General features: G+C 44.1%; 21 protein-coding genes. 18 read left to right on the top strand and 3 right to left on the bottom strand.

Translation table 11 applies throughout. From position 1 onward, the window contains the following. Nucleotides 1-74: 74 nt before the first annotated feature. Both Q0600_RS07565 and Q0600_RS07570 read right to left on the bottom strand, forming a co-directional pair. Nucleotides 75-548, bottom strand: coding sequence for a hypothetical protein (locus Q0600_RS07565; protein ID WP_298758785.1), 474 nt, complete (start codon nt 546-548; stop codon nt 75-77). A gap of 1 nt (nt 549) precedes the next feature. Further along, nucleotides 550-1,323, bottom strand: a complete 774-nt coding sequence (locus Q0600_RS07570; protein ID WP_298758788.1) for a LexA family transcriptional regulator — start codon at nt 1,321-1,323, stop codon at nt 550-552. Nucleotides 1,324-1,475: 152 nt separating this feature from the next. Here Q0600_RS07570 and Q0600_RS07575 point away from each other — a divergent pair, with 152 nt between their 5' ends. The 17 genes from Q0600_RS07575 to Q0600_RS07655 all read left to right on the top strand — a co-directional run bounded on the left by Q0600_RS07575 (nt 1,476) and on the right by Q0600_RS07655 (nt 10,609). After that, entirely contained in the window at nt 1,476-2,033 is a 558-nt protein-coding gene (locus Q0600_RS07575) for a helix-turn-helix domain-containing protein (protein ID WP_298758791.1), read from the top strand. 3 nt (nt 2,034-2,036) lie between these two features. Next, nucleotides 2,037-2,312, top strand: coding sequence for a hypothetical protein (locus Q0600_RS07580; RefSeq protein ID WP_298758793.1), 276 nt, complete (start codon nt 2,037-2,039; stop codon nt 2,310-2,312). Between the two features lie 119 nt (nt 2,313-2,431). Then, nucleotides 2,432-2,815 (top strand): hypothetical protein, encoded by a 384-nt coding sequence (locus tag Q0600_RS07585; protein ID WP_298758796.1) that lies wholly within the window; start codon nt 2,432-2,434, stop codon nt 2,813-2,815. Nucleotide 2,816: 1 nt separating this feature from the next. Then, nucleotides 2,817-5,744: a phage/plasmid primase, P4 family gene (locus Q0600_RS07590; protein WP_298758799.1), complete on the top strand. Its 2,928-nt coding sequence runs from the start codon at nt 2,817-2,819 to the stop codon at nt 5,742-5,744. A 399-nt stretch (nt 5,745-6,143) separates the two neighbouring features. Then, nucleotides 6,144-6,722, top strand: a complete 579-nt coding sequence (locus tag Q0600_RS07595) for a hypothetical protein (RefSeq protein ID WP_298758802.1) — start codon at nt 6,144-6,146, stop codon at nt 6,720-6,722. Between the two features lie 162 nt (nt 6,723-6,884). Beyond that, nucleotides 6,885-7,283: a DUF4406 domain-containing protein gene (locus tag Q0600_RS07600; protein WP_298758804.1), complete on the top strand. Its 399-nt coding sequence runs from the start codon at nt 6,885-6,887 to the stop codon at nt 7,281-7,283. A gap of 4 nt (nt 7,284-7,287) precedes the next feature. Beyond that, on the top strand, nt 7,288-7,767 hold the full coding sequence (locus Q0600_RS07605; protein WP_298758807.1) for a hypothetical protein: 480 nt from the start codon (nt 7,288-7,290) through the stop codon (nt 7,765-7,767). Next, nucleotides 7,733-8,071: a hypothetical protein gene (locus Q0600_RS07610; RefSeq protein WP_298758810.1), complete on the top strand. Its 339-nt coding sequence runs from the start codon at nt 7,733-7,735 to the stop codon at nt 8,069-8,071. Before Q0600_RS07605 ends, Q0600_RS07610 begins: the two co-directional genes overlap by 35 nt. Next, a complete protein-coding gene (locus Q0600_RS07615) occupies nt 8,058-8,423 on the top strand; it encodes a YopX family protein (protein ID WP_298758813.1) in 366 nt (121 codons plus the stop codon). Before Q0600_RS07610 ends, Q0600_RS07615 begins: the two co-directional genes overlap by 14 nt. Next, a complete protein-coding gene (locus tag Q0600_RS07620; protein WP_298758815.1) occupies nt 8,420-8,623 on the top strand; it encodes a hypothetical protein in 204 nt (67 codons plus the stop codon). Before Q0600_RS07615 ends, Q0600_RS07620 begins: the two co-directional genes overlap by 4 nt. Then, nucleotides 8,620-9,138 carry a hypothetical protein gene (locus tag Q0600_RS07625; RefSeq protein WP_298758818.1) on the top strand — a complete coding sequence of 173 codons (519 nt, stop codon included), beginning with the start codon at nt 8,620-8,622 and terminating at the stop codon, nt 9,136-9,138. Before Q0600_RS07620 ends, Q0600_RS07625 begins: the two co-directional genes overlap by 4 nt. Next, a complete protein-coding gene (locus tag Q0600_RS07630; protein WP_298758820.1) occupies nt 9,135-9,371 on the top strand; it encodes a hypothetical protein in 237 nt (78 codons plus the stop codon). Before Q0600_RS07625 ends, Q0600_RS07630 begins: the two co-directional genes overlap by 4 nt. Before the next feature lies 1 nt (nt 9,372). Next, nucleotides 9,373-9,639 (top strand): hypothetical protein, encoded by a 267-nt coding sequence (locus Q0600_RS07635; protein ID WP_298758823.1) that lies wholly within the window; start codon nt 9,373-9,375, stop codon nt 9,637-9,639. 1 nt (nt 9,640) lies between these two features. Further along, the gene (locus tag Q0600_RS07640) at nt 9,641-9,886 is read left to right on the top strand and encodes a hypothetical protein (RefSeq protein WP_298758826.1); all 246 of its coding nucleotides are present in this window, start codon (nt 9,641-9,643) and stop codon (nt 9,884-9,886) included. Further along, entirely contained in the window at nt 9,883-10,047 is a 165-nt protein-coding gene (locus Q0600_RS07645) for a hypothetical protein (protein ID WP_298758828.1), read from the top strand. Before Q0600_RS07640 ends, Q0600_RS07645 begins: the two co-directional genes overlap by 4 nt. Further along, entirely contained in the window at nt 10,044-10,400 is a 357-nt protein-coding gene (locus tag Q0600_RS07650; RefSeq protein ID WP_298758831.1) for a hypothetical protein, read from the top strand. The genes Q0600_RS07645 and Q0600_RS07650 overlap by 4 nt, the downstream gene beginning before the upstream one ends. After that, nucleotides 10,397-10,609: a hypothetical protein gene (locus tag Q0600_RS07655; RefSeq protein ID WP_298758834.1), complete on the top strand. Its 213-nt coding sequence runs from the start codon at nt 10,397-10,399 to the stop codon at nt 10,607-10,609. The genes Q0600_RS07650 and Q0600_RS07655 overlap by 4 nt, the downstream gene beginning before the upstream one ends. Here Q0600_RS07655 and Q0600_RS07660 read toward each other — a convergent pair. Next, nucleotides 10,592-11,767: an integrase arm-type DNA-binding domain-containing protein gene (locus Q0600_RS07660; protein WP_298758837.1), complete on the bottom strand. Its 1,176-nt coding sequence runs from the start codon at nt 11,765-11,767 to the stop codon at nt 10,592-10,594. The genes Q0600_RS07655 and Q0600_RS07660 overlap by 18 nt on opposite strands. Nucleotides 11,768-12,100: 333 nt before the next feature. Here Q0600_RS07660 and Q0600_RS07665 point away from each other — a divergent pair, with 333 nt between their 5' ends. After that, nucleotides 12,101-13,657 (top strand): hypothetical protein, encoded by a 1,557-nt coding sequence (locus tag Q0600_RS07665; protein WP_298758840.1) that lies wholly within the window; start codon nt 12,101-12,103, stop codon nt 13,655-13,657. Nucleotides 13,658-14,334: the final 677 nt, after the last annotated feature.

Here is a 14,334-nt window from a genome sequence, read left to right on the forward strand (position 1 = left end):
ATAAGATATATTATAACATTCCCATGCTCTACATATGAGCTTTCATCGTAACCATCGTCGTAATCAGGCATAACTTATTCCTTTGGAGTTTTTATAGTTGAAATATCTATGCTCTCGGTGCTCACCCCGTTTTGTCCCGTAATATATCGAACTAATATTTTTTTGCCATCCATTATTTGCTTTTGTTGATCTGGGCTTATAAAAAAAGACGCCCTCGTGTTTTTCCCGTAATATCCGGACATTATCTCTGCATCTACATCAAAGAATTGATTTTTATCGATCCTTATCCTTATTATTTGATGGCCAAAGTTTCCTCTTGTGTATTCGACAAGAAATCCGTCTATGTTATCGGATATTATGATATACATATTGGTTTTTTGCGGACGTATCTCTTTTTTCATATGAAAAACGTTTATATTAAAAGTCTCGTCTCCACAACTCGTCCAATGAAATTTTTCATCGGTCATTTTATCTGCGCTCTCGTATAACTTACATTCTGCAAAGACGAAATTTAGCATCACGCATAAAATTAAAGCGATCTTTTTCATTTTAAAACACCTTTATATTTATAGAGAATTTGCAGACGATCTTTCCTAGTAGCTTCGAATTCTCGATCTCATCGTCTTTTAACACGATGTCTTGATAAAAATCGCTAAGCGAAGTAAGTTTGATGCTCTTATGCACGCTATCGCGCAGAAACTTTTTTATAAAAGTATCCTCGCCGACCTCCGCTATAACGACATCCCCGCTCATTATCTCCTTTTGCCTATCGACGAATATAATATCGCCGTTTTGGACGAAAGGCTCCATACTATCGCCGAATATCCTTATCATATCGTATCCGTATTTAGCCGCCGTGATACCGAATACCGCCTTTAAAAATTCGGCGCTAACGCTTAGCGGCTCAAAGCTTTCGTCGCTGTTTTGGCTACCGTATCCCGCGCTAGCGGTAACGTTTTCAAAATATCTTAGCGGGATCTCTCCGCTCTGGCTTCTTATAGCCTCTAGGTCGATATCCGCCCCCTTAACTTCTCGTATATTTCCATCGAGTTTAACGTCCGCGTTCTCTTTGTTGTGTTTGCCGCCGTCCCACCATCTCCTAAGAGCTTTTGTGCTCCCTAGCCCCTCGCCTTTCATTATCCAATCCAAGGATAGTTTTTCGCTATTACTTATATCTTGTAGCCTTGATGTAGGTATAGACTTTCTCGTCTTCCAACCGTCTAATGTTTTATAAGGAATACCTAAAACTTCGGCTAGCTCGGTATCATTTTTTACTCCGAAATGAAATCTCAATCTCCCTAAAATCTCGTTTATTTCATTCATATTTTTTCCTTCTGCGGAAATTTCCTACTAATACCTTGACTTTCAAGGAAAAACGAGGTATAATTCCTTTACGATTTTTTTTAAATGTTATGCAAATTATACCATAATTTTTGAAAGGCGTTAAAAGAAAATTTACAAAAAGGGCATCTGCGATGAGCGAAGTGGATCAAATTTTAGCAAAAGCGTGCTTCTTTGCCAGCGTTAAAACCGATACGGAGCTTAGCGAGTTTTTGCGGATTCCGTATAAGACATTGACGGGTTGGAAAACTAGAGGGCATATCCCCGAAAAAAGGATCACACAGATAGCACTAGCCCTCGGCATTCGCCGAGATGTGCTCGTTTCAGACAATAAGGAGAGAGAGATGCCGCATTCATGCGATAGCCTCCGCGGAGTCCGCGATAGCAAACCCGCGAGCAAAATAAAATTACCCATAGATCTTATTAGATATTGGCTAGCGAAAGAGCAAGAGGGGCTTGCAGAGCTTAGATCGGCGATCGCTCGGCTTGAATCGAGTCTCAAATATGCTCGCGCCGATGCGCTTGATTCCGAACGCAAAATCTTTTTAGCGCGTCGAGCATTAGGCGTTTACGATGATGATCTAAAGGATGTATCGGATGAGGGGATAAAGACAAAGCTTATCGAAGCTTACAACCTACTAAATCCGCGCGATCCTATCGAAAAAATACTCGCTTCGTTGTGCAAGGAATGATCTATGTCAAAGCGTTATGTCCTACTTAGCACCCTTAGCACCCCGGCGCAAAGAGCCGAGGCGGTGAGGCTCGATAACTCCCTAAAGCTCGGCGAGTTTTGCGAACTGCTTCACACTTCGCGCCACCTCTACAACCGGGCGAAAGATGGACAATACCCCTTCTTGCTTGAATGGGCGTATGCGCTTAAAGAAAATTTGCACGTCAATATCGATTGGCTCAAAAGCGGCGTCGGTCCGATCTATGAGATCGAATTTACTGAGGATATGAAAATTTTATAGGGGGCGGAGATGTTAGAGGTTTTGCTTGAGATGGGCTTTGCGGATTGGGCGGTAGCCCTGCTTTGCCTTGCCCTTTTAGAGCTTATCGGCTACGCGCTTTACAAAGAGGGCGGCGGGCTATGAGAGAGTTTATGTCTCTGGAGTCCGCTTGCGCCACCTACGAAACCCCGCGCAAGGCCTTGCAAAACCTATCCTATTTCGACCGAAGGACCGGGCGCGACGATAGATTTTATAGACAAGACGGGCATCTCTACGTTAGACAAAACTACAAATGTCCCCACTTTGACGACGTCGCAGAGCTATATTACAGAGCCTTGGAGTGCGCCGATAGCGAAAAAGAGATAGCCAAATTTATCTCGCGCCGCACCGGCAAAAACATCAATGCGGTTTATTTTTATTTCAGAAATTTCAAGTTCAAAAACCCGGACTTTGCTCGTATCGTAGCAAAGCTTCTGGGGATTTTTATACGGCAAAACAATCTATTCGCGGAAGTGGGATATTAACATGGAGAATAATATATTTCAAACGATAAGAGAGACGATCGACAAAGAGCAGTTTAGGGATTATATAAGCTCAAAATACGGCATAGAGTTTAAGGGCCGCACGGCTAACGGCTTCTGCCCTTTTCACGATCACGACCACGACACGCCGAGCCTCGGCGTCGCAAACGGCAAGAGCGGCGGAGCTTTCTTCCACTGCTTCGCTTGCGGAGCTAGCGGCGATATCGTGAGATTTACGGAGATGAAAGAGAGCATCCCTCCGCTTGATGCCGCCGCTGCTGTGTGCGAATACTTCGGCATTCCGCACAATATCAAAAAGGGTGAACTCAGCGAGGAGCAAAAGGCGCAGATCGAGGCTAGAGCGAAGCTTTTACAGGAGCAAAACGAAGCTCGCGCAAAAGCGGACGCCGCTAAGAGAGCCGCCGCCGAAAAAAGGATGCGAGCTCGCATTGCGTCCATCGCGCCGGAGCTTGTCTCAAATTTTGAGGCCATAAGACCGACGCTCATAGAAAACGGGCTGCGCGGAATTTTCGTAAACTACGAAGCTCCTACCTTTCTGACCTACTCCAAGGACGCGATAGGATATTCGCACGAGCATCAAAGCATAGCGATCATCATTCGCGACGAGCGAGGCGTGCCGCTAAATATCAAATACCGAGAAAAATTTGCTTGGGACAGTAAGGCTCGCGCCGTAAGCTCCGAGCGTATGAGCGGCAAATGGATAGGCGAAAGCGGAGCCGCTGCGGCGCCGTTTCCGATTAGATATTTTTTAGATAACCCGGACGATCGCGTCATCATCTGCGAGGGCGAAAAAGATGCCCTAAATCTGATGAGCTTCAACGTAAACGCCCTAACTTTGGGCGGCGCGGGGAGCAGATGGGACGAGTATCTGGAGTTGCTGCGCGGCAAGGACGTCTATATCTGGTTCGACCACGACGAGGCGGGATATGAAAACGCGATCAAAAGATATTATGAAATCAAGCCCGTAGCGCGAAGCACCCATATCGTGCTATTTTATATGCTCGAAAAAGATCTGAATAAAAAATATGACATCAGCGATTGGCTCTACAACCATACCTCAAAGATCACAAATGACAATATGTTTGATCTGCTAGCGTTTAGCTGCTTCGAGCCTACCAATATCGTGATCGATGAGATTTGCGATTATTTTCCGAATTTGCGCGAGAAGCTGGCGCCCTTCCGACGCAGCAAGATAATCCATTATTTTGATGAAATTTTTGGCGAGTTCTTGCTAACCGACAAGGATGGCAACTGCGTCAATATATTCACCGTCAGAGGCGAGTTGGACGAACCCTACATCAATACTATCCTAAAAAACGCCAAGGCGCTCAAGAAGTCGGATAGCGATACCTACGAAAGGATCAAGAGAGCTTTTTTCGATGGCGCGCTCATAGGCGAGATCGCCCAAAAAGATTGGGATAAGTATAGCGCGACGTTTGACAAGCTACTTCAGATCAACAAGACCGTGCTTACGAATTACCACCAAACCCACATCGTGGATATGGTGGAGAGTTTCCTTGCTTCGGTAGAGAAGCTCGGATATCCTTTCGCGCAATACAAAGGCGAGCTGTATTTCTGGACGAAAACGCATTACGCTAGGGTCGATCTGCGCGTACTAAATCACTTCCTGCAAGAGTATTGGATGCCGAGGGCTTGCGTGGACGTGAAGAAAAAGAGCGTGGATAACTCCACAAAGATCATTGAAAATTTGCTTAACAAGGCTCACCCACTCGATACGCTCAAACGCGACGAGCAGAGGCGCGTTATAAATCTAACCAATGGCACGATTTTTATTTCCAAATACGGGAATATCACTTTTAAATCGCGCCACGAAAAGGGCGACGGCGCGCTAAATATCTTGGATTTTGCATACGACAAAAACGCCGCTTGCCCGAAGTGGAATAGATTTCTGCGCCAAATTTTAGCGGACAAGGACGATATCAAGACCCTGATGGAGTTTATCGGTTACTGTTTTCTGCCGAGCCACGAATTCGAAAGCTTTCTGTTTTTATATGGCAAAAGCGGTGCGAACGGCAAGAGCGTTATTCTGGACACTATTCGCAATTTTTTTGGCGAAGACAACGTCTCAAGTCTCCAGCTTCAGCAGTTTGAGGGACACCAGCTTTACGGACTTAGCAATAAGCTCATCAATATCGGAACCGAGATCGACAAGAACGGCACCGACAAAGGGCAACTTGCAAATTTAAAGGCTCTTGTGTCTACGAAGGACAGTATTATGATAAATCCAAAAAATGAGAAGCCTTTTAATCTTTTGCCGAATGAAAAGCCCAAACTCGCCTTTTCGGGGAACGCCAAGCCTAAGCAGGGCGTGGATAACGCAACGCTTCGCAGAATGGTGCTTATCAGCTTCGATAAGGAGATCAAAGACGGGCAAAAGATTAGAGGGCTTAGCGACCGCTTTAACGACGAGATGGCAGGGATTTTCAACCTTGCTCTTTCCGGGCTTATGAGGCTCGTAAAGCAGGGCAAATTTACCCGCTCCAAGCGAATGCTAAGCGAGCTTGAGGAGTATAGGGACGACGTCAATCCTATGAGGACTTTTGTAAGAGATGCCGTCATCCCCGATGAAAACTATTTCGTGCCGAATAAATACCTCTATATCCTCTACAAGACATACATCGAGGACAAGGGCGGCACCCCGCAGAAAGAGAAAAATTTCTATGCAAATTTTATAGATGAGTGCACGATAAATAATATCAAGGTTACGCGCGGAAGAAGACGGATGCCATATCCTTTGGCGGGGCTAAGCGGCGATAGGCCTCATTGCGTATTCGGAATCCGGGCGAATGAAAATTTGGACTTTAACAAAATCAACGTGGACGGCAGTTTTATAGAAATCAGCGCCCTAAGCGAATATCAAATCGGGGGAGCAAGAAGCGATGAAGAGTAAATTTGTCCCACGATACGGGCCTTTGTCCCTCTATCGTCCCACTATTTTAATCCGATGTCGGGACAGCAAAGCAGCGCTAAAATCGGCTCTAGGGGCTCGTCGTCCCAGTGTCCCACCATTTTCGCTTATATATTCATATATTTTTATTACTGAATTTAAACTTAATCTGCCTTTGATTTTTAAATTTTTTTCTACCGATTATATAGAGAAAATGATGGGACAGAAAGAAATCTTAAAGAAGCAAACAACGTTTTTTAGGTTATTAACTCTTGTCCCACGATTTGCAATCTTAAAGGGACAGCTGCGCCGCAAACGTCCGCTATACGGGATTTTGAGCGGGTCAGCATTTTTCGGCGATAGTGGGACAGCTAGGATAGAAGCGAAAGAGAGGGCGCGAGAGTGGAAGCTATGAACGAGATACAGCAAAAAGCTTTCGACATCTATATCCAAAGCGCGAGCCTAGAGAACGACTTTACTCCTATATCAGAGCGAGCCTTGGCCAAAAAACTTCACGATATGGGGCTGAAAAGCTCTATGAGTGCAATAGGCAGATGGAAAAAGAAGTTTGGCTGGGCGCAGGCCTTACAAAACGAGATAACCCTAGCTATGAGCAGGGACAAGCCCGTAAAAGATATGCTTCGCAACTCCAGCCTCAAGGCGGTCGTGGAAAACACCAAGGTGGATATTGAAAGAAACGATGTGCTTATGGCTAGCTCATATCAGTTTTTCGAGAGCGAGGCGCGAGAAATTTTAGAGAAAAAACGAAACGGAGAGATCATTTCAAGAGAGGAGAGAGAGACGATGAAATTTATAGCTACGCTTAGCACTACTCGCAAAGATAAGATGCTGGATCGTATGGCGCTTATGCCGCGCGACGCAGTAAGTGCTGATGAAATTTTATCGCGATTTAGCGCGATTTCGTTGGAGGTGGAAGATGACGCGATCGATATTGAGCCATCTGAAGCAGGTGATGGTTAGCGCGGGCTTTGCGATCCTGATGATCGCCATATACGCATTAGCGCAAAATTTATTTTAAGGAGAGAGATATGCAAATAGAAACTGCATTATGGATCATCGTGATTTTAGGAGGTGTCCTTACGGCGACCGCCTGCGTCGCAGCGCTAGTCTTAAGGAAAAATCATGAGTAGCCATACATATATACCGCGCATTTACATTTGCTCGCCATATACGGCTGTGGCTAGCAGGCGCGAAGCAAGACGCATAGCGATCAGGGCGCTAGAGGAAGCCGACGAGTTTTTTGACAGCAAGGGGCTAGCCGTAGAACTCTTTTCGCCCGTGCTCGCAAACTCGGTGCAATATGCGGATAGAAGCTACGACGAGATTATGAAAATTTGCTTTATGCAGATCGACACGTGCGGAGAGATTTTTATCCCTAGCGCTAAGACCTGCGATCTATCTTTGATCGCAGGCTCAAAAGGCATAGGGTTAGAGATAGAATACGCAACCGCGAGAGGGTATAAAATCCACAACTATGAGGCCCTACGCAGGGAAAAATTTCATCAAAATTTAAAAGGATAGAGAGATGGACATGTTTGAAATGGGACCCGGAGCTGTTTCTTTACAAGAAGCGAGTTTCATATCCCTCAGCGAATTAAGGAGCGCACTATGGCGTATAAGCCTTTTAATAAAGAGATTAAACAGCATCAGGGGCGGTATAGGATGGACATCGCGAGCGTCTTCCGTCATAGGATGGACATCGCGAGTATCTTCCGTCGTTGATTTTGAGCAAGGATTTCAAATCAGAATTTTTGCTAGTAGTATAGGAAAAAGGAGCTACGATATTCCATTCGGTCATGAGGTACTTTTTAAAATATACGAAGATGTGCCCGAGAAGGATGTTTACGAAATTTTAAGAGTGATTTTGCAAATTTTAAAAAAGTCGGATTTTGAAGAACCGATGTATGAAGAATATCTTAGGCAAAAAAATAAAGATTTAGAGTGGAAGAAAGAATGGGGAGATAAAACCGATGAGCTACAAAGAAAAATTAGAGATTCTCAATAAAGAGATTAAGGACATCAAAAGGCAAAAGGAGAGGGCGGAAAATGAATTTTTTAAAGCCGCAGCGGAGCAGATACGAGATGATTTTCCGTTCAGCAGCTCGCATAGAAATTTCCTTGACAGCAGGGGATTTTTCTTTTCGGCAAACGGGAAATTTAAATGCTCCAAAACGATGGACTATAGCAATCTATTTTTAGACGATATTACCTTTCGGCTTTATCACGAAAAGGGGCAGGCAGAAAAGGTCGAAAAGGCAAAGCAAATCATAGAAAAATTATATAAAGGAGAGGACAATGAGAGAGATTGAGTTTAGAGCGTGGGATGTTCTAAATAATAAAATGCTTAATTGGGGCGATATTTTTCACTTACCGGCTTGGGAAATTTTCCCCGGAACTCCGGAACAAAGACCCTTTAATATTATGCAATATACGGGAATGGAAGATAAAAACGGGCGCGAAATTTATGAGGGCGACGTCGTCAAATTCATTTCAAGACTTGACGATAGCAAAAGAATAGGCGCGGTCAGATACTGGGCAGGTGACGCTGCGTTCCTGATCGAGTGTGAAAGAGAGATATTCTTTTTGTTTCACGACGCGCTCAGTCGCGAAGTCATCGGCAACATCTACGAGAACCCCGAAATTTTAAAGGATACAAAATGAGTGTCATATATGTATGCGATAGCTGCGGCGCACGCAGCGAGAATGACGTCAAAATTTACGAATTTGGAAAAGACGTCAAGGAATACACAGGTTTGGATGAATATGATCACTTGTGTAAAGAGTGCTTTAATGAGTTAAATGAAGAAAAAGATTTACGCATAGTGGGTAACCAAATCACAAAGAGAAAGGATACAAAATGACGACAAAAGAAATGATCGAGGTTCTGCAAGCTTATGAAGCGGGCGAAGATATAGAAATGAAAGAAAACGAGGGAGAGAGCTGGAGGGAAGTAAAATGGCCATTTTGGATTTGGGAAAATTTTAAGCTCCGTATTAAGCCCAAAGAGAAACAGCCGAAATTTAAAGTCGGCGACGTGCTCGTCCGTCTAGCAGATGAGGGTTTGCCACTTACTTTTCGAGATATTTGCCGCATTTCTTCAGTGGAGGCAAAAGAGTATGGGATAAAAAATTTATGCAAAGGCGGAGGAGCAATATTCGGTCCACTAGAAAGAATAGATCTATTTTACGTCAAAGCCGATGACATCCTTTGGTATTGGGAATACCAAAACGTATCTAGCGAGTGGGAAATGACAAACGCTAGATACACAAAAAGCGACCTTAGCAAAGAAGTGCTCGGCCCCAACGAAAGAGAAACGGCTATACCTCTTTATGCGCTCGGATTTAGACTACCGCAAAATCTAAAGGAGCAGAAATGACCTCTACAATAAAACCAAAAGAGATGATAATCGTTGATAAGCGAACTGGCGAAAAGGTAGAGCCTTGGAAAATAAATTTCGCCCAAAGAACCATCACGATAATATCGGGTTATGGCGAGGCGTGCGACCCGAAGCTATCTTTGCCGATGCCGATGGAAAACTACAAGATACGTATGTGGACGGGTGAATTTGATGAGCGCAATATGCCGATTTACGAGCAGATAGGAGATTGAGATGTTTGTATTGGTTTATATTATAGCGTGGGGTATGATTATATCGCCAGCATTATATGCATGGCTTTCTGTGTGGATGATTATTAAGGACTATTTTTCAAAATGGGATGGCTTTCGCGGGGAATATATATTACCCGAAAAATATAGAAAAATCTTGGCGCCAGCCTTTGCCATAACGACCGCGCTTCTTATTATCGGCATATCGATTTGGTGCTGGTATATAGCAGACGATGTTTTAAATTTCTTTAGCGGATTGAAAGGAGAATAAAATGCTAGATTTCATATTTTGGGGCATAACACTCAACTGTTATGCGTTTACGATACTTGTTCTTATAGTGAGAGCTCTGTTCCCAAACGGGCTTCGAAAAAAGCGCGAGAATAAACTACCGCCTATGGTGATCGCCATATTCACGCCGTATTTTGCATTTGTCTTAGGGGTCGCAATCTTTCTATCAATGGCATACTATAAATTTGATGCCGACAAGATAGAGGCGAGATTGGAGAAAAGACGATGAGTAGCCCCGCCCGAGAAAAAGAGCGCGAGCTTTTGCAAAAAATCGACGATTTCGCGCAGAAGCATAATGAAAAAGGCGCGCTGGTAGAAAAAATCCATAAACGTCTGTTTGAGCTAAATTTAGAACAACTAAAGGAAATTTTAAAAAGGATCGAAAAATGAATACGATTTTATTATTGATGTATTTAGCGGATCTGTCCGGCAAGATGGAGCCGCTATTGTTGGGTAGCCTTTGTATCCTTTTAGCAGGCATAATGTTGTGGTTTGGCGGCGTTCAATTTAACGACGACACGAGCGCGCGAATGGTAAAAGCCGCGAGGTGCATCATTAAAATATCAATAGCTGTTGTGATTTTTGCTTTTCTATACCCGTCCAAAAACACCCTTTATATCGCCGCTAGCGCAAAAGTGGGGCAGATAGGGATAGAAAAATTGCAAGGTAGCGATACTTTAGAAAAAGCATTGAAACTATTAGATAAAAAGTTAGATGAAGCTTTGGCGGAGGAAAAGAAATGATTACCGAAAATCAAAGACTACTGACGCAAAAAGAGGCGTCGGTTATGCTGGGATATTCGCAAAACAGCAATATTTTGGCTCAAATGCGAATGCCAAAAAATAAGGGTAAATGGGAGTTTACCCCGCGCTTCATAATTTTTAACGGCGAAATTCGCTATCCCCTTGATTGGCTCAACGAGGATATCAAGAAGCTAAAAGAGGGGTGCTAGCCCCTCTAAATAATCCGCCCACCACTGCAACACCCGTAAATGCTCCCGCGAGTTGAAGTCCCTAAAATACGCTTTATCCACTTCATTACCGGGCGTATGTAGCAGCACTTCATCAATTATACGTTTTTCAAACATCGCCCGCTCGCCGTCGGTTGCCCGAATAGCAAAGGTAGCAAACATCGAGCGAAAGCCGTGCGCGTGCAGATCGGCTATACCCAAGCGTTTTAGAGTTTTTAATAGCGTGCCGTCCGAGATAGACCAGCCGCTACGCACGGAATAGGTGCTCGATTTGAAAACTATCCCCTCCGCGCTTACTTCTTTTTGGCACTCTAAAATTTGCTTTGCCTGCCTCGGAAGCGGCAAGCGCGCATTTACTCCCGTTTTATTGTCGGTCTCTTTGAAATACACGAAATCCCCGTCTATTCTATCCCAACAAAGCTCCCTGATTTGATGCGGACGTTGCGCCATAATCAGATTGAAAAAAAAGAGGTTTTTAATCGTCGGCTCTATAAGGGCGTCTCTGACCGCCTCTATAATCTCTTTTAGCCGCTTTGGATCCGTCACGGCTTTTCTATGCTCTACTTTCCTCTTCGGATAAATTTCGCCCATATCACTGACAATCTCGTAGATAAACGATATGTCGCCCGCTACGTTTTGGGCGCGGGCAAATTTAAGCACGTCGCGTAGGATCGGTATTATCTTTTTAGCACTTGCAAAATTCACGCCCTTGGTTGCTGCGATCACTTCCTTTGTGCCGATCTCATCTATCGGCATATTACCTAGAGGTTGCAGCAGATGTTTATTTACGCGATTTATCATTTTACGGCGGGATTGCCTTATTTTCTCGTTATCCTCGGGCGGAATTTTAATATCCAGCCACGCATAGAAAACATCTTTTAGCTTCTGCTTTTGTAGCTCGTCGCTCGCGCCGGATTTACGCAAGTTCATCGCTTTTTCTCTAGCTTCAGCAAGGCTTATATCATCGAAACTTCCTAGCGTCGTGTAGCCTCTTTTTGTGCGTAGCTTATAGTATCTGCTGCCGTTTGCGAAACACACGAGATACAGCGCGCACGTGCTATCGATAGAATACGCCTTGAGCTTGCCGCTACCTTCAAATTTTAATTTCTTTACTTGCGTCGCGGTTAAAATTTTAGCCATTTTATACCCTTGTTATACAGAAAGTTATACATTTTTTACAGCAATAATTATAAATCGATATAAATTAATATAAATTGAAAATAGCTTCAAAATGCCTTAAGGTCGAAGCTCTGTAAAGGGTTATACATTGATGTAAATCGATATAAAAAGAAGCAATGGTGACCCACAGGGGGTTTGACTTTAGTGCGTATATCGCCAAAAATAGGCAATATATAAATTTTAGTTATACACTTTTTTATACAAAAATTTTAGCAAGTATCTGGCGAGATTTATAAATTTTATGAAAAAATCAATTATACCGAAATTGCACGAAACCAAACGAAAGGATAGCTAATGAAAATTCCTCCAGAGCTTTACTTAAAATTTGCAAAAGATATAGAACCGGAAATTTTTGAGAACAAAACGCCGAAATTTCACCTGGACGTTTTGAAATTTATCGATGGCGCAGATCAACACAAAGCCGTAGTTATATTTCGCGGTAGTGCAAAAACTACGCTACTCAATAAAATTTACGTCGTCAGCAGGCTGTATTTTTATGCAGAGCCTTTCATTATGATAGCTTCTGCAAACGATACGAAAGCAAAGCTATTTGTCGAAGCAATCAAAAATTCGATTGATAAAGCAGCCGCCAAAGGTTACGCGATAGAGCGCGGTAAGATTTGGAACAAAGACCGTATAGAGGTTGTCGTTAATCGCGGCAAAAAAGACCGAAACGGAAACGATATGGAGCGAACCTGTCACGTAGTATCGCTCAGCTCCGGGCAGGATCCGCGCGGCGCTAATATTGACAACATGCGCCCGACGCTTATCATCGTCGATGATTTGGAAAGTAAAGACGGGCAATTCCCGGTCGGAAACAAGGCGAGCCGTCAAAAGCTTCGAGGCTGGTTTTATGCGGATCTACTGCCCGCCGTGCACCCAACTCGCGGCAAGGTGGTGGTATTGGGCACAATCCTGCACGAGGATAGCATCTTAAACAATATCGTGAACAATGAGAATATAGAAGAAACCAGCAAACAAGGATGGCGACATATAAAAATTCCCATCATAGAAAACGGCGCGAGCGCCTGGCCGTCTCGTTTCCCTTTATCGCGCATAAAAGCAATACAAAATCAACTCGTTTCAAAAGGGCTTGCAAATGAATTTTACCAAGAATATATGTGCGCGGCGATCGATCCACAAAGAGCGATTTTCAAACGCGAGTATTTCCGCTACTTCGAGCGCGTAGAATACGACATCAGCGCAGAACCGGAAGCCCTAAATATTACAGACGGCGTAAATATACGAACGCTGCAAATTAGAAAGGCCATAAATTTAACGCTAGGCGGCGAAAAAATAGAGCTTGCAAAATGTCAAATTTTTACAACGATCGATCTGGCAAGCGCAAACGGCCGCGACCAAACAGCAATGATAACTTCGGCTGTCGATAACAGAAATCGCATATTCATAATAGACATCAGCGCCGGGCACTGGACGCCGTTTGAAAAGAGCGTCGAGATCATACGGATTTTTCAAATATTCGGCTGCACCAGGATAGGAATCGAAAAAGCCGGAATGCAAAACGATTTTTTCTATACGATTGACATCATACAAAAAATGACGGGAGTGCACCTACCCATTGATCAACTTAGCCACGGCGGAAAGGCAAAAAATACCCGCATATCAAACCTAGAGCCATATTATCGCACGGGGCAAATTTATCACAACGCAAGCATAGACTCAAGCACTGAGCTAGAGGCGCAACTCCTCAGCTTCGATAGCGAAGTCGAGAGCAAAGAGGATGATCTGATGGATGCGCTCGCGTATTTACAACAATATATCGTGGGGCGAGAATTTGATGAGCCAGACTATGAGGACGAGGACTACGAGGGCGCCGAGGCATGGGCGTGAATTCGCGCTGGCAAGACAAATGCGGGCGGACACCACTCCCGCAGGCGCAAAGCCCTAATGCTTACGCTCGTTTTGCAGATCGTGGGACAAAAAATGCGGGCTTAAATTTTAAGCAGATAATAAAATGTGCTCGTATCTTTCGCGGGACAAAAAGTCTAAATTTTGAAATTTTTCTCTACACCGTCAGTATTCGGCGGAAAAATTCCGAGTGGGGTCATAGCCCCCCCGTCAAGAGAGCAGGCGAGCACTATCAAAGCCCCACAGCAGCGCGCCTGCAATAGTTTATGATATAATCACAGGGCAGGTGCATAGGATTTAAGCAAATAGTTATCAAGACCGAGCCGAAATTACGCGCGAAACTTAAACGGCTCGCGCCTAAATTTTCACACTTTCCTTAAGCGAAAACGGACAAATTCGCGTCATTTTTGCCGCTTGAAACTTAAACTTAATTTTCACAGCCCTTTCAAATGCCTATTTTAGGGCAATCCATAAAATTAACTATTGAAAATAATTCTTTTCAAAAATACGTGTTTTCACGAAATTTGACCCCAAACTCTGCCCCGAACCTTAAGCCAATTTTGCCTCAATCCTCCCAGACTTCAGCGCCAAAAATCCGCAATCTGTCCCGAAAACGGAGCGGTGCACCCCTGAAAAACCCGCTTGCCGCCCCTCCCCCG

Source organism: uncultured Campylobacter sp., from assembly GCF_938041645.1.
Lineage (GTDB): Bacteria > Campylobacterota > Campylobacteria > Campylobacterales > Campylobacteraceae > Campylobacter_B.

Excerpts from the sequence above, each read along its gene's own strand:
- Q0600_RS07625 (WP_298758818.1), top strand. The coding sequence starts at position 8,620 with ATGACGACAAAAGAAATGATCGAGGTTCTGCAAGCTTATGAAGCGGGC.
- Q0600_RS07615 (WP_298758813.1), top strand. The coding sequence starts at position 8,058 with ATGAGAGAGATTGAGTTTAGAGCGTGGGATGTTCTAAATAATAAAATG.
- Q0600_RS07605 (WP_298758807.1), top strand. The coding sequence starts at position 7,288 with ATGGACATGTTTGAAATGGGACCCGGAGCTGTTTCTTTACAAGAAGCG.
- Q0600_RS07580 (WP_298758793.1), top strand. The coding sequence starts at position 2,037 with ATGTCAAAGCGTTATGTCCTACTTAGCACCCTTAGCACCCCGGCGCAA.
- Q0600_RS07655 (WP_298758834.1), top strand. The coding sequence starts at position 10,397 with ATGATTACCGAAAATCAAAGACTACTGACGCAAAAAGAGGCGTCGGTT.
- Q0600_RS07640 (WP_298758826.1), top strand. The coding sequence starts at position 9,641 with ATGCTAGATTTCATATTTTGGGGCATAACACTCAACTGTTATGCGTTT.
- Q0600_RS07575 (WP_298758791.1), top strand. The coding sequence starts at position 1,476 with ATGAGCGAAGTGGATCAAATTTTAGCAAAAGCGTGCTTCTTTGCCAGC.
- Q0600_RS07660 (WP_298758837.1), bottom strand. The coding sequence starts at position 11,767 with ATGGCTAAAATTTTAACCGCGACGCAAGTAAAGAAATTAAAATTTGAA.
- Q0600_RS07600 (WP_298758804.1), top strand. The coding sequence starts at position 6,885 with ATGAGTAGCCATACATATATACCGCGCATTTACATTTGCTCGCCATAT.
- Q0600_RS07610 (WP_298758810.1), top strand. The coding sequence starts at position 7,733 with ATGAGCTACAAAGAAAAATTAGAGATTCTCAATAAAGAGATTAAGGAC.
- Q0600_RS07570 (WP_298758788.1), bottom strand. The coding sequence starts at position 1,323 with ATGAATGAAATAAACGAGATTTTAGGGAGATTGAGATTTCATTTCGGA.
- Q0600_RS07620 (WP_298758815.1), top strand. The coding sequence starts at position 8,420 with ATGAGTGTCATATATGTATGCGATAGCTGCGGCGCACGCAGCGAGAAT.
- Q0600_RS07585 (WP_298758796.1), top strand. The coding sequence starts at position 2,432 with ATGAGAGAGTTTATGTCTCTGGAGTCCGCTTGCGCCACCTACGAAACC.
- Q0600_RS07565 (WP_298758785.1), bottom strand. The coding sequence starts at position 548 with ATGAAAAAGATCGCTTTAATTTTATGCGTGATGCTAAATTTCGTCTTT.
- Q0600_RS07635 (WP_298758823.1), top strand. The coding sequence starts at position 9,373 with ATGTTTGTATTGGTTTATATTATAGCGTGGGGTATGATTATATCGCCA.
- Q0600_RS07630 (WP_298758820.1), top strand. The coding sequence starts at position 9,135 with ATGACCTCTACAATAAAACCAAAAGAGATGATAATCGTTGATAAGCGA.
- Q0600_RS07650 (WP_298758831.1), top strand. The coding sequence starts at position 10,044 with ATGAATACGATTTTATTATTGATGTATTTAGCGGATCTGTCCGGCAAG.
- Q0600_RS07665 (WP_298758840.1), top strand. The coding sequence starts at position 12,101 with ATGAAAATTCCTCCAGAGCTTTACTTAAAATTTGCAAAAGATATAGAA.
- Q0600_RS07590 (WP_298758799.1), top strand. The coding sequence starts at position 2,817 with ATGGAGAATAATATATTTCAAACGATAAGAGAGACGATCGACAAAGAG.
- Q0600_RS07645 (WP_298758828.1), top strand. The coding sequence starts at position 9,883 with ATGAGTAGCCCCGCCCGAGAAAAAGAGCGCGAGCTTTTGCAAAAAATC.